Source organism: Streptomyces sp. NPDC048507 (genome assembly GCF_043199995.1).
In the GTDB taxonomy this organism is placed as follows: domain Bacteria; phylum Actinomycetota; class Actinomycetes; order Streptomycetales; family Streptomycetaceae; genus Streptomyces.
The window spans coordinates 628447-648045 of sequence record NZ_JBICWZ010000001.1; the positions used below are offsets into that span (position 1 = coordinate 628447).

Sequence of the window (19599 nt, forward strand, 5' to 3'; positions counted from 1 at the left end):
TTCGTGAGCGAGCACCACCCCACCCGCAGGAGCGTCCTCAGGTCCGTCGGCGGGCTCTCCGCCGCGCTGGCCCTCGGGGCCGGAGGCGTCCTCGCCTCCGCCGCTTCCGCCGCCGCGGTCGGCGACGCCGCCGGGCTGCACATCGTCGACCGCGGCGAGGGCGACCCCCGCATGTGGTACTACCGCTTCGCCACCAACGAGATCGGCTGGCAGCCCGCCGTCAACGTCCTGCTGCCCGACGACTACCACTACAGCGGGCGCACCTACCCCGTCCTCTACCTCCTGCACGGCGGGCTCCAGGACTTCATCACCTTCGACGTCGCCGGGGTCCGCGCCTGGACCGCGGGCAAGCCGATCATCGTGGTGATGCCCGACGGCGGACAGGCGGGCTGGTACTCCAACCCCGTCAGCTCCAACGTGGGCCCGCGCAACTGGGAGAGCTTCCACATCAACCAGCTGATCCCGTGGGTGGAGGCGAACTTCCGGACGTTCGCCGAGTACGACGGCCGCGCCGTCTCCGGCTTCTCGATGGGCGGCTTCGGCGCGCTGAAGTACGCGGCCAAGTACTGGGGCCACTTCGCCTCCGTCAGCTCCCACTCGGGCCCGGCCAGCGTGCGCCGCGACGGCGGTGCGGTGGTCCACTGGGCCAACCTCTCGTCCGCGGTCAAGGACCTGTCGGGCGGGACGGTCTACGGTGCGCCCTGGGACCAGGCCCGGGTGACGGCGGACAACCCGGTCGAGCGGCTCGAAAGCTACCGCAACAAGCGGATTTTCCTGGTCGCGGGCACCAGCCCGGACCGCACCAACGCGTTCGACACCTTCAACGAGACCCAAGTGCTGGCCGGACAGCGGGAGTTCCGCGGACTCCTCGACCGTGCGGGCATCCCGCACGAGTCGTACGAGGAGTCCGGGGGACACATCATCCGCGACTACATGTTCATCCGTGACATCGACGGCATCATCGGGCGCCTGCGCAAGGCCTGACCCGCCGGCCGGTCCCGCCCGGGGCCCCGCCCGCCCCCCGGCGGGCGGGGCCCCGGACGGCCGCTCGAGGTCAGCCGGTCAGGGCCCCGGTCCGGGGTGCGGGCCGGGCGGGCGGCGGGGCGAGGCGGCCCGTGCGGTGGAGTCCGTACAGCGCGGCCGAGCAGCCGAGGCCGAGGGCGACGAGCGCCAGCCAGGGGAGCGCTGACATCCCGGCCGACCGGGCCGCGTCCAGCGCGGCCCCCGTCAGCAGGTTGCCGAGCGCGATCCCCACCCCGCACACCGTGTTGTAGAGCCCGTAGTGGGTGGCGACGAGCCGGTCCCCGCACAGCCGGACGATGGTGTCCATCTCGAAGGGGTACGCGACCATCGTCCCCACCGCGAGCAGCAGCGCGGACAGCGCCGGGGGCCCGACGGCCAGCAGCCGCGCCACCGGTCCCGGGTCCGCCGCCGGCAGTGCGGTGGCGGCCAGCAGCGGCACGAACGCCACGCCCATGGCCAGCAGCCCCCAGGTCAGCGCCCGGCCCGGCGCCATCCGGGCCTTGCACCAGGCGGTGACCCGCGTCTGGAACAGGATCGTGCTGAGCCCCGAGACGGCGAAGAGCACCGCCACCGAGGCCGTGCCGAAGGCGCCCTCCCCGCCCAGCCGCCGGACCTCCAGCGGCAGCGCCAGGTACACCTGGAAGGTCAGCACGTACGAGCCGATCATGGCGAGCGAGAACAGCAGGAACGGCCGGTTGGCCAGGATCCGCCGCCACTGCGCGAACACGCCCTCGCGCGGGCCCGCCTGGGCCTGGCCGGCGTCGTTGCCCCGCCGCGCGGGCAGGACGCGGACCTGCACCGCGCTCAGGACGGCGAAGGTCCCCGCCGCCACCAGGCACGTGACGCGGAAGTCCACCCCCGTGAGCACCATGCCCACCAGCGGCCCCAGCAGGATGCCCGCCTGGTAGAAGACGTTGAACAGGGCGAAGGCCTCCACGCGGCGCTCGCCCGCGTCGGCCGCCAGGTACGCCCGGGTGGCCGGGTTGAACAGGGCCCCGGCCAGGCCCGTCGCGGCGGACGCGGCCAGCAGCGCGGGCACCGAGTCGACCAGCCCCAGCGTCGCGAACCCGGCGACGCGCAGCACCAGCCCGGCGATGATCATCGGCTTGTAACCGAGCCGGTCGGCGAGCGTACCGCCGATCAGGAACATGCCCTGCTGGCTGAAGTTGCGCACCCCGAGGATCAGCCCGACCGTCCATCCGGCCAGCCCCAGCGGGCCGGCCAGGTGCGTGGCCAGGTAGGGCATGAGCATGTAGAAGCCGAGATTGATGGTGAACTGGTTCACCATCAGCAGCTGGACGCTGCGCTCGTACGTACGGACCTGCGCGATCGTGCCCCTCATCAGGCCCGCCCCCGCGCCCCGAGCCGGTCCAGCGGATCCACCACGGCCGCGCACCGGGTCCAGCGGGTGACCTCCCGCTCGTCCAGCCGGCCGATCTCGTCCGGTTCGTCGGCGGGCGGGGCGTCCAGCAGCCCGTGCGCCGCGCAGTAGTCGTCGTCGTAGACGGTGCCGAGGTAGCGCTGCGGACCGTCCGGGAAGACCGCCGCGATCCGGGTGTCCGCGGGCAGCGTGCGGGCCAGCCAGCCGGCCACCAGGGCGACCGCGCCCACGCTCCAGCCACCGGCGGCGTAGTGCGAGGCGGCCAGCTGGCGGCAGGCCCACACGGACTCGCCGGGCGCGACCCAGTGCACCTCGGAGAACTGCTCGTAGGCGACGTTGCGCGGGTAGATGCTGGAGCCCAGGCCGCGCATCAGCCGGGTCCGGGCGGGCTGCCCGAAGATGGTGGAGCCCACGGTGTCGACCCCCACCAGCTTCAGGTCCGGGTACAGCGGGCGCAGGACGCGCGAGATGCCCGCGGAGTGCCCGCCGGTGCCCACGCTGCACACCAGGACGTCGATGTGTCCCAGCTCGGTGGCCAGTTCGAGGGCCAGCGGGGTGTACGCGGTGGTGTTGTCGGGGTTGTTGTACTGGTCCGGGCACCACGAGCCGGGATGGCGCTCCATCAGCTCGCCGACGCGGTCCCGGCGGGCCTGCTGCCAGCCGCCGGTGGGGTGGGGTTCGGTGACGAGGTCGACCCGGGCCCCGTACGCCGTCAGCAGCCGGGTCATCGACGGCTCCAGCCCGGGGTCGGTGACGAGGGTGACGGGGTGCCCGTAGACCATGCCGGCGAGGGCCAGTCCGAGGCCCAGGGTGCCGCTGGTGGACTCGATGATCCGGCCCCCCGGCCGCAGGTCCCCCCGGGCCCGGGCGCGTTCGACCATGTGCAGGCCCGGACGGTCCTTGATGCCGCCCGGGTTGAAGCCCTCCAGCTTCGCCCAGAACCCGCGCCCCGCCGGGGCGAGGGGCTGCGACACGCGCAGCACGGGGGTGTTGCCGACCAGCCCGGACAGGGTGGTGCGGGAGGAGTGGGTCACGTCGGTGGCGGGAGGATGCATCGTTGCGCTCTCGTTCGGTGGTGCGTCGGGTGGTTGATGGTGCGGATGCCGGGCCCGGGCGGGAGGGGGGCCGTCCGGTGGACGCGCGTGGGCCGTTGCGAAGGGAACTACGGGAGCGGACTAGAGCCGCCATGGACGCGCACTGGTCGGGGCGCGGCGCCCGGAACGGCCCGCCCGGGCCCCCGTGCCGCCCCCGCGACGGGTCCGGAACGCCCCCTCGTGCCCCGTACGGCCCGCGGCGGGTCGCCGCGGGCCGGGGCCGGGCGGCGGCGCGCGAAGAGCCCCGGCCCCGGCCCCGGATGCGGTGGCCCTTCAGGCTCCGTCGGCCGGGACTGCGGCGCGGCTCCAGCGCCCCGCGACCCGGTCCGGACGGCTCCGTGCCGCCCCCGCCGTGGCGGGCGGAAGGGCGGACGGGCGGACTTGAGGGAGGCGGGGAGGGGGGCCGTGCGGGGCGCGGGAGCCCGGTGTGCCCGGCAGCCCGGCGCGGTGCCGGGTGGCGCGGGTCGGGCGGGATCCGGAAGGGACGGCCTAGATCCGCAGGACCGCCGGAGCCGCCGGGCGGCCCGGAGCCGGGCGGCACGCGCCGGGCCGGTCGGGCCCGGACGGCTGGAAGTCCCCCTCGGCGGCGCGCCGGGTGACGGATCCGGACGGCGGGGCGGGCGGGGCGTCCACGACGGAGCCCTGACGGGGCGGCACGGGCGCGCACTCGTCCGCGGGCCCGCCGGCGCCGTGGCCGCTCACGGCGGCCGCCGCCGGAACGGAGACGACCGTGGCCACCGGTACGGGCGCCGCCACGGCGCCCGTCGCGTGGGCGCCGTGCGTACAGATCAGGCCCAGGAGCAGCAGGGCCAGGCCGAGCAGCTCCAGCAGACCCGCCGCGAGACGGGCCGGCGGCGGCGGATGCTGCGCGCGGGCGGTGACCACGCGCCGATCGTAGCCCGCCGGAGAGCGGGTGACGGGACCCCGACCGGGTGAACCTCGGCGGGCGGAGCAGCCCCCGGCGCCCGTACGGCGGATCTGTGCCCCGGTGCCGGGGCGGCGCCGCCGCGGGTGGATACCCATACGGAGACCATCGCGCGCCCGTTCGCCCAGCTTCCCCGGGAGACCCTCCATGACCTGCATCAACCGTCGCGACCTCGCCCTGCTGGCCCTCCGTACCGGGACGGGTGCGGTGCTCGTCGCCCACGGGGCGCAGAAGCTGTTCGGCTGGTTCGGCGGGGCCGGGCTGGCCGGAACGGCGGCCGGGATGGAGCGCATGGGGTTCGTGCCCGGCCGGGAGAGCGCGCTCGCCGCGGGTCTGGGCGAGGCGGGCGGCGGGGCGCTGCTCGTGCTGGGCCTGGCCACCCCGGCCGCGGGCGCCGCTGCGGCCGGGGCGATGGCGGGGGCGGTCGCCGTGCACGCCCCGGCCGGGTTCTTCGCCCAGGGCGGCGGCTTCGAGTACCCGGCTTTCCTCGGGTTCACCGCGGCGGCCGTCGGCCTCGCGGGGGCGGGCCGGTACTCCGTCGACCACGCCACCGGCCACCTCTTCGACCGGCCGTGGATGGTGGCGCTGGCCTTCGCGGGCAGCGCCGCGGCCGCCGCCGCGGTCGTCACCAAGCGGGCCTGCGTGCAGGTGCGGCGGGAGGAAGCGCAGGAGGAGTGAGCCCGTCCGCCGGGACCGTCGCGCGCCCCCTTCGCGCTCTTCGTACGCCCCCCGCGCGCCCTTTGTGCGCCCCTCGTGTCACTCCGTCAGTTCGCGCGCGTCCGGCGGGAGGTGCCACGTCCCGCGCCGCCGCACGGCGTCCAGCGGGGCCCGGAGCGGGCCCGGCGGGACGGTCAGGACGGGGCAGGGCGCGTGCGCCAGGCAGTAGCGGGCCACCGACGGCCGCAGCGGGCCCAGTGGTCCGCGGCGGGTGCCCGCGCCGACCACGAGCAGGTCGTCGCCGTCCCGGACCGCGTCGACCAACACGGCCCCGGGGGTGCCCCGGACCGCCTGGCCGCGGAGGTCGACCCCCGGTCCGGCCGCCCCGACGGCGCGGTCGAGGGCCTGCCGCAGCCGCTCGACCGCGGCCGCCCGGTACCCGGGGTACAGGGCGTCGGCCCAGGCCGTACGGGAACCCGGGGCGCCGCCCGGCGCCCGCCAGGCCAGCACCACCCACAGCTGCGCCCGCCGTGCGCGGGCCTCCGCCGCCGCCCGGTGCAGGGCCGTCGGGCTCCCGGTACCGCCGCTCACGCCCACCACCACGCGTCGTCGCACCGCCGGCCCTCCCCGTCGATCCGGGCCGCCGCCCGAGCGCCGGCCGTCCGCCTCCATTCAACGGCGGCCGCGACGGGCCGTCCGTCAACGATCCGTAGGAACCGGGGCCCGGGCCGTCAAGGTCCCGTCAGGGGCCCGGGCGGCCCGGACGGCCCGGACGGTCCGGACGCTAGGACCAGAGCGGGAAGCGGTCCCAGCCGTCGCCGGCCCGCTCGTAGCGCAGCCGGGTGTGGACGCGGCTCTCGGCGGCCTGCCAGAACTCGACGGCGTCCGGCGCGAGGGTGTGCAGCGTCCACGCGGAGTCGACGAGCGAGGGCTCCTTCGCGATCAGGGCCAGCGCCCCCGCCAGCTCCCGGTCGCGCGCGGCGGCGTCCGTCAGGTACTGGCTCTGACGGGCCAGCAGGGACTCGGCGCGGGCCGTCACCGAGCGGCCCAGGAAGTCGGCGGCGCTGTCCTCGGCCGACCCCGGGGTCACCCGTCCGCGCAGGCGCACCTGGCGGCCGTGCTCGGGCCAGTAGAAGGTCAGGGCGGCCCTCGGGTGCCGGGCGAGCTGGGCGCCCTTGGGGGCTGAAGTCGTGGCAGGCGAACTGCCAGCCGGTGGCGTCGACGCCCTTGAGGATCAGGACGCGCGCGTCCGGGTTCCCGGCGGCGTCCACCGTGGACAGGGTCATCGCGTGCGGATCGCGCACCCCGTCCGTCACCGCCTCGAACAGCCAGGACACGAAGAGCCGTACGGGATCCTCCGGACCCCGGCCGACCGAAACGCATCCTTCCCCTGCATCCTGCATCCGCGAGGGCGGTTTCGTACATCACCTCGCACATGCTTGTCCGAATGGCCGAGAAGCTCGCAGACGGGGCCCTGGAGGGCGTGTGGCGGACCGTCCCTCCCGGCCGTCCGTCAGCCGGTGGCGGCGGTGCGCGGGGGCGCGACGGGCAGCCGGACCACCAGCCGGGCCCCGCGCGGGGAGTCCTCGGCCGTCAGGGTGCCGCCGTGGTGCGCGGTCAGGTCGCGGGCGATGGCCAGGCCCAGCCCGGCGCCCCCGTGGTCACGGCTGCGGGCGTCGTCGAGGCGGGCGAAGCGTTCGAACACCCGCTCCCGGTCCGCCGGGGCGATGCCGGGGCCGTCGTCGCGGACCTCCAGTACGGCCGTCCGCGCGTCCGCCCCGCCGGTGACGCCCAGGGTCACCTCCACGCCGCCGTCGGCGAACCGCTGCGCGTTGTCGAGGAGGTTGGTGACCACCCGGGTCAGCCACAGTCCGCTGCCCTCCACCGCCACGCCCGCCGCCAGGGAGCTCCGTACGGGGACCCGGTCGCCCAGGCGCGCGGCCACGGCGTCGCCCACCACGTCACCCAGGTCCAGCCGGACCGCCGCCACCGGCTGCGCGGCGTCGATCCTGGCCAGCAGCAGCAGGTCGGACGCGAGCTGCTGGAGCCGCTCCACGTCCTCCAGGGCCCCGCCGATCAGCTCCGGCCACAGCTGCGGGTCCCGGACCGCCAGGGCCACCTCCAGCTGGGTGCGCAGCACCGTGATCGGGCTGCGCAGTTCGTGCGAGGCGTCGGCGATGAACCGGCGCTGACGGATCCCGGAGGATTCCAGCCGGTCCAGGGTGGCGTTCACCGTCTCGGCCAGGCGGGCCACTTCGTCGCGGGTGGGCGGCACCGGCACCCGGCGGTGCAGGCCGCGGTCGGATATCGCGGCGACCTCCGCCCGGATCGCCTCGACGGGCCGCAGGGCGCGTCCGGTCACCCGCCAGGTGACGAGGCCGACGGTGGCCAGCAGCAGCGGCCCGCCGGCCAGGAGGGCGGCCGTCGTGGTGTCGTCGGCTGCGTCCACGTCGCGCAGCGAGGTCCCCACGAAGACCGATACCAGGCCCTGCGGGGTCTGCGTCGTCACCTGCACCACCCGCTGGCGGTGCTCGCCGCCGACCGGGCGGATCCGCCAGGTGTGGAAGGAGGTGCCCGGGCGCAGTGGCGCGGCGGGGCCCAGCGCGGGCAGGCCCGCCAGGTTCGGGGTGGCCCGCAGCACCCGGCCGCGGGCGTTGACCACCTGGACGAAGTCCGCCCCGCGGCCGGCCGGCCGCATCAGGTCGAGGTCCCCGGCCGCCGCCAGCCGGGCCACCGTCCGGGCCTGCTCGGCGGCGTCCCGTTCGGCGTTGCGCAGCAGGTTCCCCTCCAGCAGCCCCAGCAGGGCGAAGGAGGCCACGGCCAGGGCCACCGCCACCACGACGACGGCGGCCGCGGTCGCCCGGGCCCGGACGGTGGTGGGCAGCAGCCGCCGCAGCCCCGGCAGCCGCGCCCCGAGCGCGCGCACCCCCCGCAGCGCTACCCGGGGCAGGCCCCGCAGCGCACCCACGAGCGTGCGCCGCGGCCGGGGCGCGGGCTCAGCCACCGTCGGCCGCCAGCCGGTAGCCCGCGCCGCGCACCGTCTCCAGGGCGGCCCGGCCGAACGGCGCGTCGATCTTCCGGCGCACCGCGCTGACGTGCACCTCGACCACGTTGGGATCGCCGTCGAAGGCGCTGTCCCACACCTGTTCCAGGATCTCCCGCTTGGGCACCACCTCGCCCGGCCGCCGGGCGAGGTACTCCAGCACCGCGAACTCCCGCGCGGTCAGCCGGATCTCGGTGCCGGCCCGCGAGCACAGGTGGCGGGCCGGGTCCAGGGTCAGGTCGCCGAAGGTCATGGAGCGCGGCGCGCGCCGGCCCGTACGGCGGCCCAGGGCGCGCAGCCGGGCGACGAGGACGAGGTAGGAGAAGGGCTTGGAGAGGAAGTCGTCGGCGCCGGTGTCCAGGGCCTCCGCCTCGTCGTACTCGCCGTCCTTCGCGGTGAGCATGAGGATCCCGGCCTCGTTCCCGGCCGCGCGCAGCCGTGCGCAGACCCGGTAGCCGTTCAGCCCGGGCAGCATGATGTCGAGCACGACGAGGTCGTAGTCGTGCTCGGAGGCCAGCCACAGCCCCTGGAGCCCGTCGTGGGCCACGTCCACGGAGAACCCCTCGGACTGGAGTCCCCGCTGCAGGGCCAGGGCCAGCCGTCGTTCGTCCTCCACCACCAGTACGCGCATGGGGACCAGGGTCTCAGGCCCGGCCGGCGGCAGGCTGAAGAGGTCTTCAGGTGGCTTCAGGTGGGCTTCAGCAAGCGCTCGGCATGCTCGGGGCGAGCCGGGTGCGGTGCCCGGCTGCCCCTGAGGAGTCCCGGTATGTCTGAGCCCTTCCCGCAGTCCGATCCTTCCCCGCGGCCCGAGGGCGGCGCCACCGGGCGGGGGCGCCCGGGCCGGCTGCTGCCCCGGGGCCGGGGCGCCCGGTGGGCGGCCGCGGGCGTGGCGGCCGCGGTGATCGTCGGCGGCGGGGCGGCGGCCGTCGCCGTGGCCGGACACCACGACGGGCACGGCCGCAAGGAGGCCCGCGCCGCAGGCCCCGAGCGCGCCGGGCACGAGCGCGCCGCCCACCGGGGCGCGGGGGAGCGCAGGGGGCCGGGACGGGCCGCCCCGGAGGTCCGCGACGGAGCCGCCGGGCTCGGCGGCGCGCCGAAGAAGGGCGCGGCGCCCGCTCCGCTGCCGTCGCTCGCCGTCGGCCAGGCGGCGGAGAAGGCGGCGGGCGCGGTGCCCGGCGGCAAGGTCGAGTCCCTGCGGGCGGTGGCCCAGGAGGGCGGCGGCGGCGCCTGGCGCGCGGTCGTCCTCGGCCCGGACGGGGTCCGCCACGCGGTCATCGTCTCCGGCGCGGACGGCACGGTCACCGGCAACACCCCCCTGACCGCCTCCCGGACCCCCTGACACCGGCCCGCCCGTCACCACCGACCTCCGGCGGCCGCCCCCGGGCGGCCGCCCACCCGTCCGGCCCGTCCGTCCTGCCCGTGCCGCTCCCGGCGGGCAGAATGAAGGGAACGTGCTCCGCCCCGGCGCGGGCGGATGGCAGAGGAGGCCGCAGGTGCTGCCGTCGGATCAGCCGGGTGAGGCGCAGGCTCGCGGTCCGATCCGGTCCGAGCCGGGCTCGCTGCTGGAACACGTGGCCGTGGCTGTCTTCGGCATCGACGAGGAGGGCCTGGTCCGTTACTGGGGACCGGGCGCCCAGGGCCTCTTCGGCCACGCGGCGCCGGACGTCCTCGCCCGCCCCGCGGCCCGCCTCTTCCCCGCCGCCGCCGCCCCGGGCCCCGCCGAACAGCTGGCCGAACGGGCCCGGACGCTCGGGTACTGGCGGGTGCGGCTGCCGGTCCTGCACCGGGACGGGAGCGTCTTCGACTGCGGGTTCCGCGTCTTCCCGGTGACCGGCACCTCGGGCGGGTCCGTCGTCATGGGCCTGGTCAGCAAGGGCGAGGAACTCGACCGGGTCAAGACGAACCTCGCCTTCCTCGACGCCCTCTTCGAGACCTGCCCCATCGGCCTCGTCATGCTGGACGAGGACCTGCGCTACGTCCACCTCAACCAGGTGCTGGCCGACATGGACGGCATGAGCGTCCGCGACCACCTCGGCCGCCGCACCGCCGAGGTCATGATCACCTCGGACGGCGGCGAGTTCGAGGGCATGCTCCGCGCCGTCGCCGACGAGGGCACCCCCCTGGTCGGCGCCCTCGTGGGCCTGCGCACCCCGGGCCGCCCCGACCGCGACCAGGTCCGTTCCGTGAGCTTCTTCCCCCTCACCCGTGCCGTCGGCACCGACCCCGGTGTCGGCGGGCTGCTGGTGGACGTCACCGACCGCGAGCGGGCCCTGCTGGAGGCGACCGCCGCCCGGCAGCGCCTCGAACTGCTCGACCGGGCCGCCGCCCGCATCGGCACCACCCTCGACCTGGACACCACCGCCCGGGAGCTGGTCGCCGTCGCCGTGCCGGAGTTCGGCGACGCCTCCGTCGTGGAGCTGGTGGAGTGGATGGACCCCGACCGCCCCTACGATCCGCGCCTGCCCCTGTTCACCCGCCGGATCGCCGCCGCGACCACGCTCCCGCCGCCCGCCGACGAGCTCGTCGGCGGCCTCGACCGGGTCGAGTACCCGCCGGGCTCCAGCATCCACCACGTCCTCAGCACGGGCCGCCCGCTCTGCGTCCACGTCAACGAGGACTTCACCAGCCGTACCGTCGTCCACCGCGACCGCGCCCGGCTGCTCCTCGACAGCGGCCTGGCCGACATCATCCTCGCCCCGCTCGTGGCCCGCGGCACCGTCCAGGGCATCGCCATGTTCGGCCGGTCGTCCGCCCGTCCCGCCTTCACCGGACAGGACCTCAGCCTGGCCGGCGAACTCGCCTCCCGCGCGGCCCTCTGCCTGGACAACGCGCGCCTGTACGGCCGGGTCCAGGACATCGCCCTCACCCTCCAGCGGGCCCTGCTGCCGAGCGCCCTCGCGGTCAGCCCCCACCTCACCGTCGCCCACCGCTACCTCCCGGGCAGCCGGGCCAGCGAGGTCGGCGGCGACTGGTACGACGTCATCGACCTGCCCGGCGACCGGGTCGCCCTCGTCGTCGGGGACGTCATGGGCCACGGGGTGCCGGCCGCCGCCTCGATGGGGCGGCTGCGCATCACGGCCAAGGCCCTGGCCCGGCACGGCCCGCAGCCGCAGGACCTGCTCGCCGAACTCGACCTCTGCGCCCGCGAGTCCGGCATCGAACTGGCCACCTGCCTCTACGTGGTCCACGACCCGCACACCGGCTGCGCCCGGATCGCCGGGGCCGGGCACCCCCCGCTGCTGGTGCGCCATCCGGACGGCACCGTCGAGACCGTCGGCGAGGGCCTCGGCATCCCGCTCGGCGTCGGCGGCATCCCGTTCCGCTCGATCAGCACCCACCTGCCCGAGGGCGCCGTCCTGGCCCTCTACACCGACGGGCTGATCGAGGCGCGCGGCCGCGACATCGACACCGGACTGGCCGCCCTGCGCGCCGAACTGGGCCGCGCACAGGGTTCGTTGGAAGAGATGGCGGATCAGGTCCTGACGGCCCTGCTGCCCGACTCCCCGACCGACGACACCGTCCTGGTCCTCGCCCGGATCCACGCCGCGACCCCGCCGCCCGGCCCGGCCTGAGGCCGGGGAGGCCTCACCCTGCCGCCGGGCCCGGGTCCGGTCGGGTCCTCCGGCCGGGTGGGCGGGGGACCGTTACGGCGAGGTGCGCCGGGACCGGGGGGCCGGGGGTGCAGGCTCGGCGGACGTTCCCGTCCGGCCTGGTGGAGGCAGATCGTGCCCGGTGTTCGCTCCGACGGCCGCGTGTTCGTCGTCGCGGCGCTGGCAGGCTCGCTGGTCGGGCTGGTCGGCGGCGCCTTCCGCTGGTGCCTGCTGCACGCCGACGCGCTGCGCGGCGAGGTGCTGGAGGCCGTCGCCGGCCCGGGCCCGGCGCGCTGGCTCGTGCCGGTCGCCCTCACCGCGCTGGGGGCGGCACTGGCGTGCCTCGTCGCCCGGTCGGTCCCCCAGGCGGCGGGCAGCGGCATCCAGCACGTGGAGGCCGTGTGGCGGCGGGAGTCCGAGCCGCACCCGGTCCGGCTGCTGCCGGCGAAGTTCTTCGGCGGGCTGATCGCGATCGGTTCGGGGCTGGTGCTGGGACGCGAGGGCCCCATCGTCCACATGGGAGCCGCGATCGGCTCCGTGGCCGGGCGCCGCGCCCGGCTCGGCGCCGAGGACGCCCGCCTGCTGTACACCGCGCTCGGCGGGGCGGGGCTCGCGGCGGCGTTCGCCGCTCCGCTGGGCGGGCTGCTGTTCGTCTGCGAGGAGGTGACCCGCACGATCAGGCCGCGGCTGGTGCTGGTGACGCTCGTCGGCACCGTCAGCGCCGTGGTCTGCGTACGGCTCGTCGTGGGCGGCGATCCCCTGTTCCCGGTGGCGGACCTGGCCGCCCCGCCCCTGTGGACGCTGCCGCTCTTCCTGCTGTTCGGGGTGACGGCGGGGGCGCTGGGCGCGGCGTACAGCGCCCTCGTCGTCGGCATGCTGAACGCGGGCGACCGGCTGGTACGGGTTCCGCTCCCGGTCCGGGCCGCCGCCATCGGGGCCGTGGTCGGCGCCCTGATGGCGCTCGATCCACTGCTGGCGGGCGGCGGCGACCCGCTGAGCGAGCGGGTGCTCGCGGGCGGCGGCATGACGGTGGCGGCGCTGGCGGCGTACCTCGCCGTCCGGTTCGTGGCGGGCCCCCTGAGCTACGCGGCCGCGACGCCCGGCGGGCTGTTCGCCCCGCTGCTGGCCCTCGGAGCCCTGTGGGGAGCGCTCGCCCACGCGCTGGCCGCCCCGCTCCTGCCGGCCGGTGCCGGGGGCCCGGTCCCGTTCGCGGTGGTGGGCATGGCGGCCCTGTTCACCGCGGTGGTACGGGCGCCGCTGACCGGGATCGTCCTGGTGGTGGAGATGACGGACGCCGCGGCGCTCGTGCTTCCGCTGCTGATCGCCTGCTTCGCCGCGCACGTGACGGCGGACCGGTGCGAGAGCGAGCCGATCTACGACAGCCTGCGGCACCGGATGCTGCAACGCCCCTGAGGGCGGCCGGGCGGGGCGGCGTCCGCCGCTACCGGACCGGACGGGCGGCGCTCGGAGGGAAGGCGAGGCCCGTGGGGGTGTGGAGGCCGGTGAAGCCCAGGGTGGTCTGCGTTCCGTCGGCGGGGCGGAAGCGGACGACGCGGTCGTGGAAGGCGTCGGCCACGTACAGCGCGCCGCCCCGGTCGAGGGCGAGGCCCAGCGGGCCGCTCAGCCCGGTGACGGGCACGGTGCTCTGCCGGCCGGTGCCCGGGGCGATCCGCACCACCCGGTCGTTGCCGCTGTCCGAGACGTAGAGGTCTCCGGCGGTGCCGAAGGCGAGCCCGGTGGGCTGGGAGAGGCCGGTGGTGGGGACGGTGACCTGCCCGCTGCCGTCGGCGGGGAGCTTGACGACGCGGTCGTTGACGAAGTCGCTGATGTAGAGGTCGCCGCCGGGCGCCAGGGCCAGGCCCCAGGGGTGCAGCAGTCCGGTGGTGGGCAGGGTGCTCTGGGCGCCGCCGTCCAGCGGCACCTTCACGACGCGGTCGTTGAAGCTGTCGGCGACGTAGAGGCTGCCGGAGGCGTCGTCGACGGCGAGGCCCAGGGGGCGCGAGAGGCCGTCGGTGGCGAGGGTGGTCTGACCGCTCCCGTCCGGGGCCGAGCGCAGGACCCGGTTGTTGCCGGTGTCGGAGGTGTACAGGCGGCCCGTGCGGTCCCAGGCGAGGCCGGTCGGCCGCAGCAGGCCGTCCAGGGCGAGGGTGCTCTGCTCGCCGCCCTCGGGCAGGGCCAGCACCCGGTTGCCGCCGTAGTCGGACACGTACAGGGGCGCGCCGGAGTGCGGGCGTACGGGGTGGGGCGGCCCGGCGTCGGCCGCGCGCGCGGGCAGCGCGCACAGGAGCAGGAGGGCCGTGAGGGCGGCGAGGCGCCGGGCCGGCCGCCGCCGGCCCCGGCCGGGCGCCGGAGCCCGTCCCGCCCGGCCCGTCCGACGTGCGGATCCGGCCGCGGGCTCGGCGGCCCCGTGCCCGTTCGACCCGTCCGTGATGTGCTGCACGGTTCACCCACCTGTTCCAGCGCGGCCGTTCCCCTGCCGGCCCGGCCCGGTCCCGCCGACCCTAGGCAGCGTCCGCGGGCCGGCCGGGAGCCACGCCACCGGCGGCGCCGCCGGCCACTCCAATGCGGGCCGGGCGGTGCGGGCCGTCCGGCCGTCCGGCCCGCGGCGGTCCGCGGCGGTCCGCCGGTCTACGCCGGGTCCGGGTTCCGCTCCGGATCGAGCAGGCGGGCCGCCATCGCGCGCATCTCGACCTTGCGGATCTTCCCGGTGACGGTCATCGGGAACTCCTCCACGACGTGGACGTACCGGGGGATCTTGAAATGGGCGAGCCGTCCCGCGCAGTACGCCCGGACGGACTCCGCGGTCAGCGGCGCGGCCCCCTCGCGCATCCGCACCCACGCCATCAGCTCCTCCCCGTACTTGACGTCGGGCACCCCGATGACCTGGACGTCCAGCACGTCGGGGTGGGCGTGCAGGAACTCCTCGATCTCGCGCGGGTAGAGGTTCTCGCCGCCCCGGATCACCATGTCCTTGATCCGGCCGGTGATGCTCAGGTACCCCTCCCCGTCCATGACCGCGAGGTCGCCGGTGTGCATCCAGCCCTCCGCGTCGACGGCCTCGGCGGTCTTCCCGGGCTCGCCCCAGTAGCCCAGCATCACCGAGTAGCCCCGGGTGCACAGCTCGCCCGGGGTGCCGCGCGGGACGGTCGAGCCGGTGCGCGGGTCGGCCACCTTGACCTCCAGGTGCGGGCCGACCCGCCCCACCGTGGAGACCCGGCGCTCGACCGGATCGTCCGCGCGGGTCTGCGTGGACACCGGGGAGGTTTCCGTCATGCCGTAGCAGATGGAGACCCCGGCCATCCCCATCCGCTCGATGACCTGGGTCATGACCTCCACCGGGCAGGGCGAGCCCGCCATGATCCCGGTGCGCAGGCTCGACAGGTCGTACCCGTCGAACCCGGGCGCGGCCAGCTCGGCGATGAACATCGTCGGCACCCCGTACAGGGAGGTGCAGGACTCCGCCTCGACCGCCGCCAGCGTCGCCGCCGGGTCGAAGGCGGGCGCGGGGATCACCATCGCCGCACCGTGGCTGGTGCAGGCGAGGTTGCCCATCACCATCCCGAAGCAGTGGTAGAAGGGCACCGGGATGCACACCCGGTCCCGTTCGTCGTAGCCGCACAGCTCGCCCACGAAGAAGCCGTTGTTGAGGATGTTGTGGTGCGAGAGCGTGGCCCCCTTGGGGAAGCCCGTGGTGCCCGAGGTGTACTGGATGTTGATCGGGTCGTCCGGCGCCAGCGCGGCCCCGGCCCGCTCCAGCGGCTCCGGACCGGCGGCCCGGCCGCGCTCCAGCAGCGAGGCCCAGACCGGGCCCTCGAACAGGACCGTGAACTCCAGCCCCGGACAGCGCGGCCGGACCTCCTCGATCATCTCCGCGTAGGCGGACGTCCGGAAGCGCTCCGCCGCGAACAGCAGCCGGATGCCGGACTGCCCGAGGACGTACTCCAGCTCGTGGGAGCGGTACGCCGGGTTGACGGTCACCAGGATCGCCCCGATCTTCGCCGTGGCGTACTGCACGAGCGTCCACTCGGCGCGGTTGGGCGCCCAGATCCCCACCCGGTCGCCCTTGGAGATCCCGAGGTCCAGCAGCCCGAGCGCGAGGGCGTCCACCTCGGCCCCCAGCTCCGCGTACGTCCACCGGCGTCCGGCGGCCACGTCCACGAGGGCGTCCCGCCCGGGGAACCTCCGTACGGTCCGGTCGAGGTTGGCCCCGATGGTCTCGCGCAGCAGCGGGACCCCGGAACTCCCGGACGCACGACTCGACGCTTGCGACACGCGGACCTCCTGCACTCGGTGCGCGGGGGACGTCCCGCGCGCGGACCATGATCCCTTCCGGCGGGCCGCCGGACCAGGGGGCGGACGCGGGTTCCGGGCGGGCGGGCCCGCTGTCGTAATCGAGCAGGTGTTCGGGTATGGGTTTAGGCTGGAGCCATGCACGCACTCCAGGCCTCCCTGTTCGACCAGACCGAAGAGATCCGGCTCGGTCCGCTCGCGCCGGTACGGCGGACCCCGCTCGGGGCCGGGGCGTGGGTGGACCACCTCCCCGGATGGCTCACGGGGGCCGACGTCCTCTTCGAACGGCTCGCCGCCGACGTGCCCTGGCGCGCGGAGCGCCGGCAGATGTACGAACGCCAGGTGGAGGTGCCCCGGCTGCTGGCCTCCTACCGGGAGGGCGACCCGCTGCCGCACCCCGTGCTCGCCGAGGCCCGCGACGCCCTCGGCCGCCACTACGCCGCCGAACTCGGCGAACCCTTCGCCACCGCCGGCCTGTGCCTCTACCGCGACGGCCGCGACAGCGTCGCCTGGCACGGCGACCGCACCGGCCGCTCCGCCACCGAGGACACCATGGTCGCCATCCTCTCCGTCGGCGACCCGCGCGACCTCGTCCTGCGGCCCCGCGACGGCGGCGCCACCCTGCTCCGGCTGCCGCTGGGCCACGGCGACCTCGTCGTGATGGGCGGCTCCTGCCAGCGCACCATGGAGCACGCCGTCCCCAAGTCCGTACGGGCCGTCGGACCCCGCATCAGCGTCCAGTTCCGCACCCGCGGCGTGATGTGAGCTGCCGTGCGCGGCCGGACCCCACCCCGCCGCCGGGCCGGACCCGAACCCGCCGCCGGTGGCGCGGTCATGGCCGCGGGGATCCTCTCCGTGGGCCTCGGACTGACCCGCCACCCGGTCGCGGCTGCGGCCGCGCTGGTGGTGGCCGGGGCCCTGTGGCTGCTGCTCGCCGCCGGGTTCGTCCTCCGGCTCGTCGGCGACCGGGGCCGCTTCCGCGCCCAGGCCGACACCCCGGCCGCCCTGACCGCGGTCGCCGCCACCGCCCTGCTCGGCACCCGCCTGTGCCAGCTGGGCCGGACCGGCGCGGCCACCGCCCTGCTCGTCCTCGCCGCCCTGCTCTGGCCCGGCCTGCTCTGCTCCGTCGTCCTGCACTGGCACCGCCGCATGCCCGGTGCCGCCTTCCTCGTCTGCGTCGCCACCCAGGCCCTCGCCGTGTCGGCCTGCGCCCTCGCCACCGCCCAGGGCCACGACGGGCTCGCCCGCGCCGCCCTGGTCTGCTTCTGCCTCGGAGCGGCGCTCTACCTCCTGGCCCTGCGCCACTTCGACTTCCGCGAGGTGCTCGGGGGAGCCGGCGACCACTGGGTGGCGGGCGGCGCCCTGTCCATCACCGCCCTGGCCGGAGCCGGGCTCACCGGATCCGCCGTGTGGACCGGCCCCGCGCACACCGCGCTGCGCATCGCCACCCTGGCGGCCCTGGCGGTCTCCCTGCTCTGGTATGCCGTCCTGCTCGCCGCCGAGGTGCGCAGTCCCCGTACGCACTACGACGTCCGCCGCTGGTCCACCGTCTTCCCGCTCGGCATGACCGCCACCGCCTGCCTGTCCGCCGCCGCTCCGACCGGGGTGCGGTGGCTGTGGCCGCTGGGCGAGGTCCTGCTGTGGATCGCGGTGGCCGCCTGGCTGCTCACCCTCGCGGGCTGGCTGCGCTCCCGCCGTCCACCGCGCCGGGCACCCGCCCGCTCCCGCGCACCGCGCTGACCCGCCCCCGTCCGCCCCGGCCCGCAGCGGAGGCCTTTCGGCTGGCGGCGGCCCCCTCGGCTCAGTAGGGTCCCGCCATGGCCTACACGTTCCAGGTGACCATCGACTCCGCCACGCCCCACGCCCTCGCCGACTGGTGGGCCGAAGCCCTCGGATGGGAGGTGGAACCCAGCGACGAACAGCTCATCCGCGGCATGGTCGCGGCCGGACACGCCACGGAGGAGGACACCACCACCCACCGCGGCACCCTGGTCTGGAAGGCCGGGGCCGGCATCCGCCACCCCGAGGGCCTGGAACGCGCGCCCCGGGTGCTCTTCCAGTACGTACCGGAGCCCAAGACCGCCAAGAACCGCGTCCACCTGGACGTCCGCACCGGCGCGGAAGACCCCCACGAGGCCGTCGAACGCCTCCTCGCCAAGGGCGCCACCCGCCTCCACGAAGCCACCCAGGGCCCCTTCCGCTGGACCACGCTCGCCGACCCCGAGGGCAACGAACTCTGCGTCTCCCACTGACGGGGCCGTGGGGTGCGCCCGTCGACCGCCCGTCAACCGCCCCGGCGGCGAACGGTCGTGACCAGTCATAATTGATTACCGGCCATCCCCTCCCGCGGATGAGAATGAACCATCTCGAACCGGGAGGAACCCCATGAGCCAGGCCCACCTGACTCTCCACGACCTGATGCCCGCGCAGGAACTCGCGGCGGCCATCGACGCCGGGCACGTGACCCGCAAGGCCCATCCCGACCTGCCGCTCTCCCTCTACACGTACACGCGCACCGCGCAGTACGAGCAGGTGTGGAACGCCGTCACCACCCGCTGCCGGGGACTCGTCGCCGACGACACCACCGGCGCGGTCGTCGCACTGCCGCTGCCGAAGTTCTTCAACGTCGGCGAGCACGGGGCGGGCCGGCCCTACGCCCCCGCCCTGCCCGACGAACCGTTCGAGGTGTACGACAAGGTCGACGGCAGCCTCGCCATGGTCTTCCACTACGCGGACCACTGGCGGGCCGCCTCCAGGGGCTCCTTCACCAGCGCCCAGGCCGGCTGGGCCCAGCGCCGCCTCGACGCCCGCGACACCGCGGCCCTCGTGCCCGGCGTGACCTACCTCGCCGAGATCCTCTACCCGCAGAACCGGATCGTCGTCGACTACGGCGACCGCCGCGACCTCGTCCTGCTCGCCGCCTTCGGCCCGGACGGCGCCGAGGTGCCCCTCGCCGAGGCCGCCGGACACTGGCGGGACATCGGCTCGGTCGTCACCGTCTGGCCCGCCATGCCGCTGGCCGAACTCCTCGCGCTCACCGCGTCCAACACCCTGCCCGGCGGGGACAGCGCGACCGGAACCGACGCCGAGGGCTTCGTCCTGCGCTTCGCCTCCGGCGTGCGCGCCAAGGCCAAGCTGTCCGAGTACGTACGCCTGCACCGGGTGCTGACCCGCGTCACCGAGCGCGACATCTGGCGCGGCCACGGCATCCAGCGCTTCCCCGGACTGCCCGCCAAGCAGCTCGCCCAGGGCCTGAACTGCACGGTCGCGGACATCGAGGCCACCGGCGGCAAGCCGCTCGACGAGCTGCTCCAGCAGGTCCCGGACGAGTTCGACGCCTGGGTCCGGTCGGTCATCGCGGGCCTGGAGGAGGCGGCCGGCCGCCGCGAACGCGCCGTCGACGAGGCCTACGCCGCGCTGGCCCACCTGGCCGGCGACCGCGGCGCCTTCGCCCGCGCCGTGCGCGAGGTCCCCGACGCCGGGCTGCGCCCCGCCCTGTTCCAGCGGCTCGACGGCCGCCCGACCGAGCTCGCCTCCTGGCGGGCCGTGCGGCCCGAGACCTCGGACCCGTACACCACCGACGAGGAGAACTGACC

Annotated in this window: 18 protein-coding genes and 1 pseudogene; 9 read left to right on the forward strand and 10 right to left on the reverse strand. The window is 76.0% G+C overall.

The features are described from left to right. The first annotated feature begins 3 nt into the window (after positions 1 to 3). Positions 4 to 984 (forward strand): alpha/beta hydrolase, encoded by a 981-nt coding sequence (locus tag ACGFXC_RS02900; protein ID WP_393708817.1) that lies wholly within the window; start codon positions 4 to 6, stop codon positions 982 to 984. A gap of 70 nt (positions 985 to 1054) precedes the next feature. Here the strand turns inward: ACGFXC_RS02900 and ACGFXC_RS02905 are convergent, their stop codons facing one another. From ACGFXC_RS02905 to ACGFXC_RS02915, 3 genes are all read right to left on the reverse strand, one after another. Beyond that, positions 1055 to 2365, reverse strand: a complete 1311-nt coding sequence (locus ACGFXC_RS02905; protein ID WP_393708819.1) for an MFS transporter — start codon at positions 2363 to 2365, stop codon at positions 1055 to 1057. After that, positions 2365 to 3459 carry a PLP-dependent cysteine synthase family protein gene (locus ACGFXC_RS02910; protein WP_393708821.1) on the reverse strand — a complete coding sequence of 365 codons (1095 nt, stop codon included), beginning with the start codon at positions 3457 to 3459 and terminating at the stop codon, positions 2365 to 2367. Before ACGFXC_RS02910 ends, ACGFXC_RS02905 begins: the two co-directional genes overlap by 1 nt. 528 nt (positions 3460 to 3987) lie before the next feature. Beyond that, positions 3988 to 4383, reverse strand: a complete 396-nt coding sequence (locus ACGFXC_RS02915) for a hypothetical protein (protein WP_393708823.1) — start codon at positions 4381 to 4383, stop codon at positions 3988 to 3990. 187 nt (positions 4384 to 4570) lie between these two features. Between ACGFXC_RS02915 and ACGFXC_RS02920 the strand changes: the two genes are divergently transcribed. After that, the gene (locus tag ACGFXC_RS02920; protein ID WP_393708824.1) at positions 4571 to 5101 is read left to right on the forward strand and encodes a DoxX family membrane protein; all 531 of its coding nucleotides are present in this window, start codon (positions 4571 to 4573) and stop codon (positions 5099 to 5101) included. A gap of 78 nt (positions 5102 to 5179) precedes the next feature. On the opposite strand, the gene ACGFXC_RS02925 is transcribed toward ACGFXC_RS02920, so the two are convergent. The 5 genes and pseudogenes from ACGFXC_RS02925 to ACGFXC_RS02945 all read right to left on the reverse strand — a co-directional run bounded on the left by ACGFXC_RS02925 (position 5180) and on the right by ACGFXC_RS02945 (position 8754). After that, the gene (locus ACGFXC_RS02925) at positions 5180 to 5695 is read right to left on the reverse strand and encodes a universal stress protein (RefSeq protein ID WP_393708826.1); all 516 of its coding nucleotides are present in this window, start codon (positions 5693 to 5695) and stop codon (positions 5180 to 5182) included. Positions 5696 to 5864: 169 nt separating this feature from the next. Continuing rightward, the gene (locus tag ACGFXC_RS02930) at positions 5865 to 6188 is read right to left on the reverse strand and encodes a pyridoxine 5'-phosphate oxidase C-terminal domain-containing protein (protein WP_393708828.1); all 324 of its coding nucleotides are present in this window, start codon (positions 6186 to 6188) and stop codon (positions 5865 to 5867) included. A gap of 130 nt (positions 6189 to 6318) precedes the next feature. Continuing rightward, positions 6319 to 6483, reverse strand: a pseudogene (locus ACGFXC_RS02935) (hypothetical protein); the annotation flags it as partial. A 110-nt stretch (positions 6484 to 6593) separates the two neighbouring features. Further along, positions 6594 to 7976, reverse strand: a complete 1383-nt coding sequence (locus ACGFXC_RS02940; protein ID WP_393709599.1) for an ATP-binding protein — start codon at positions 7974 to 7976, stop codon at positions 6594 to 6596. 100 nt (positions 7977 to 8076) lie between these two features. Then, entirely contained in the window at positions 8077 to 8754 is a 678-nt protein-coding gene (locus ACGFXC_RS02945; RefSeq protein ID WP_393708830.1) for a response regulator transcription factor, read from the reverse strand. A gap of 135 nt (positions 8755 to 8889) precedes the next feature. Between ACGFXC_RS02945 and ACGFXC_RS02950 the strand changes: the two genes are divergently transcribed. The 3 genes from ACGFXC_RS02950 to ACGFXC_RS02960 all read left to right on the forward strand — a co-directional run bounded on the left by ACGFXC_RS02950 (position 8890) and on the right by ACGFXC_RS02960 (position 13126). Then, positions 8890 to 9462 (forward strand): hypothetical protein, encoded by a 573-nt coding sequence (locus ACGFXC_RS02950; RefSeq protein ID WP_393708832.1) that lies wholly within the window; start codon positions 8890 to 8892, stop codon positions 9460 to 9462. Positions 9463 to 9616: 154 nt separating this feature from the next. Beyond that, positions 9617 to 11695 carry a SpoIIE family protein phosphatase gene (locus ACGFXC_RS02955; RefSeq protein ID WP_393708833.1) on the forward strand — a complete coding sequence of 693 codons (2079 nt, stop codon included), beginning with the start codon at positions 9617 to 9619 and terminating at the stop codon, positions 11693 to 11695. A gap of 153 nt (positions 11696 to 11848) precedes the next feature. Next, the gene (locus tag ACGFXC_RS02960; RefSeq protein ID WP_393708835.1) at positions 11849 to 13126 is read left to right on the forward strand and encodes a chloride channel protein; all 1278 of its coding nucleotides are present in this window, start codon (positions 11849 to 11851) and stop codon (positions 13124 to 13126) included. Between the two features lie 28 nt (positions 13127 to 13154). Here the strand turns inward: ACGFXC_RS02960 and ACGFXC_RS02965 are convergent, their stop codons facing one another. Then, positions 13155 to 14153: an SMP-30/gluconolactonase/LRE family protein gene (locus ACGFXC_RS02965; protein WP_393708837.1), complete on the reverse strand. Its 999-nt coding sequence runs from the start codon at positions 14151 to 14153 to the stop codon at positions 13155 to 13157. A gap of 188 nt (positions 14154 to 14341) precedes the next feature. Then, positions 14342 to 15985 (reverse strand): AMP-binding protein, encoded by a 1644-nt coding sequence (locus ACGFXC_RS02970; protein ID WP_393708838.1) that lies wholly within the window; start codon positions 15983 to 15985, stop codon positions 14342 to 14344. 156 nt (positions 15986 to 16141) lie between these two features. Between ACGFXC_RS02970 and ACGFXC_RS02975 the strand changes: the two genes are divergently transcribed. From ACGFXC_RS02975 to ACGFXC_RS02990, 4 genes are all read left to right on the forward strand, one after another. After that, positions 16142 to 16768, forward strand: coding sequence for an alpha-ketoglutarate-dependent dioxygenase AlkB (locus tag ACGFXC_RS02975; RefSeq protein ID WP_393708840.1), 627 nt, complete (start codon positions 16142 to 16144; stop codon positions 16766 to 16768). Positions 16769 to 16774: 6 nt separating this feature from the next. Continuing rightward, on the forward strand, positions 16775 to 17743 hold the full coding sequence (locus tag ACGFXC_RS02980; protein ID WP_393708842.1) for a hypothetical protein: 969 nt from the start codon (positions 16775 to 16777) through the stop codon (positions 17741 to 17743). Positions 17744 to 17820: 77 nt separating this feature from the next. Next, positions 17821 to 18255, forward strand: coding sequence for a VOC family protein (locus ACGFXC_RS02985; protein ID WP_393708844.1), 435 nt, complete (start codon positions 17821 to 17823; stop codon positions 18253 to 18255). 133 nt (positions 18256 to 18388) lie between these two features. After that, positions 18389 to 19597 (forward strand): RNA ligase, encoded by a 1209-nt coding sequence (locus ACGFXC_RS02990; RefSeq protein WP_393708846.1) that lies wholly within the window; start codon positions 18389 to 18391, stop codon positions 19595 to 19597. Positions 19598 to 19599 lie beyond the last annotated feature (2 nt).

Coding starts and splice junctions, on each gene's coding strand:
- ACGFXC_RS02905 (WP_393708819.1), bottom strand. CDS start 2,365: ATGAGGGGCACGATCGCGCAGGTCCGTACGTACGAGCGCAGCGTCCAG.
- ACGFXC_RS02990 (WP_393708846.1), top strand. CDS start 18,389: ATGAGCCAGGCCCACCTGACTCTCCACGACCTGATGCCCGCGCAGGAA.
- ACGFXC_RS02950 (WP_393708832.1), top strand. CDS start 8,890: ATGTCTGAGCCCTTCCCGCAGTCCGATCCTTCCCCGCGGCCCGAGGGC.
- ACGFXC_RS02975 (WP_393708840.1), top strand. CDS start 16,142: ATGCACGCACTCCAGGCCTCCCTGTTCGACCAGACCGAAGAGATCCGG.
- ACGFXC_RS02945 (WP_393708830.1), bottom strand. CDS start 8,754: ATGCGCGTACTGGTGGTGGAGGACGAACGACGGCTGGCCCTGGCCCTG.
- ACGFXC_RS02985 (WP_393708844.1), top strand. CDS start 17,821: ATGGCCTACACGTTCCAGGTGACCATCGACTCCGCCACGCCCCACGCC.
- ACGFXC_RS02910 (WP_393708821.1), bottom strand. CDS start 3,459: ATGCATCCTCCCGCCACCGACGTGACCCACTCCTCCCGCACCACCCTG.
- ACGFXC_RS02920 (WP_393708824.1), top strand. CDS start 4,571: ATGACCTGCATCAACCGTCGCGACCTCGCCCTGCTGGCCCTCCGTACC.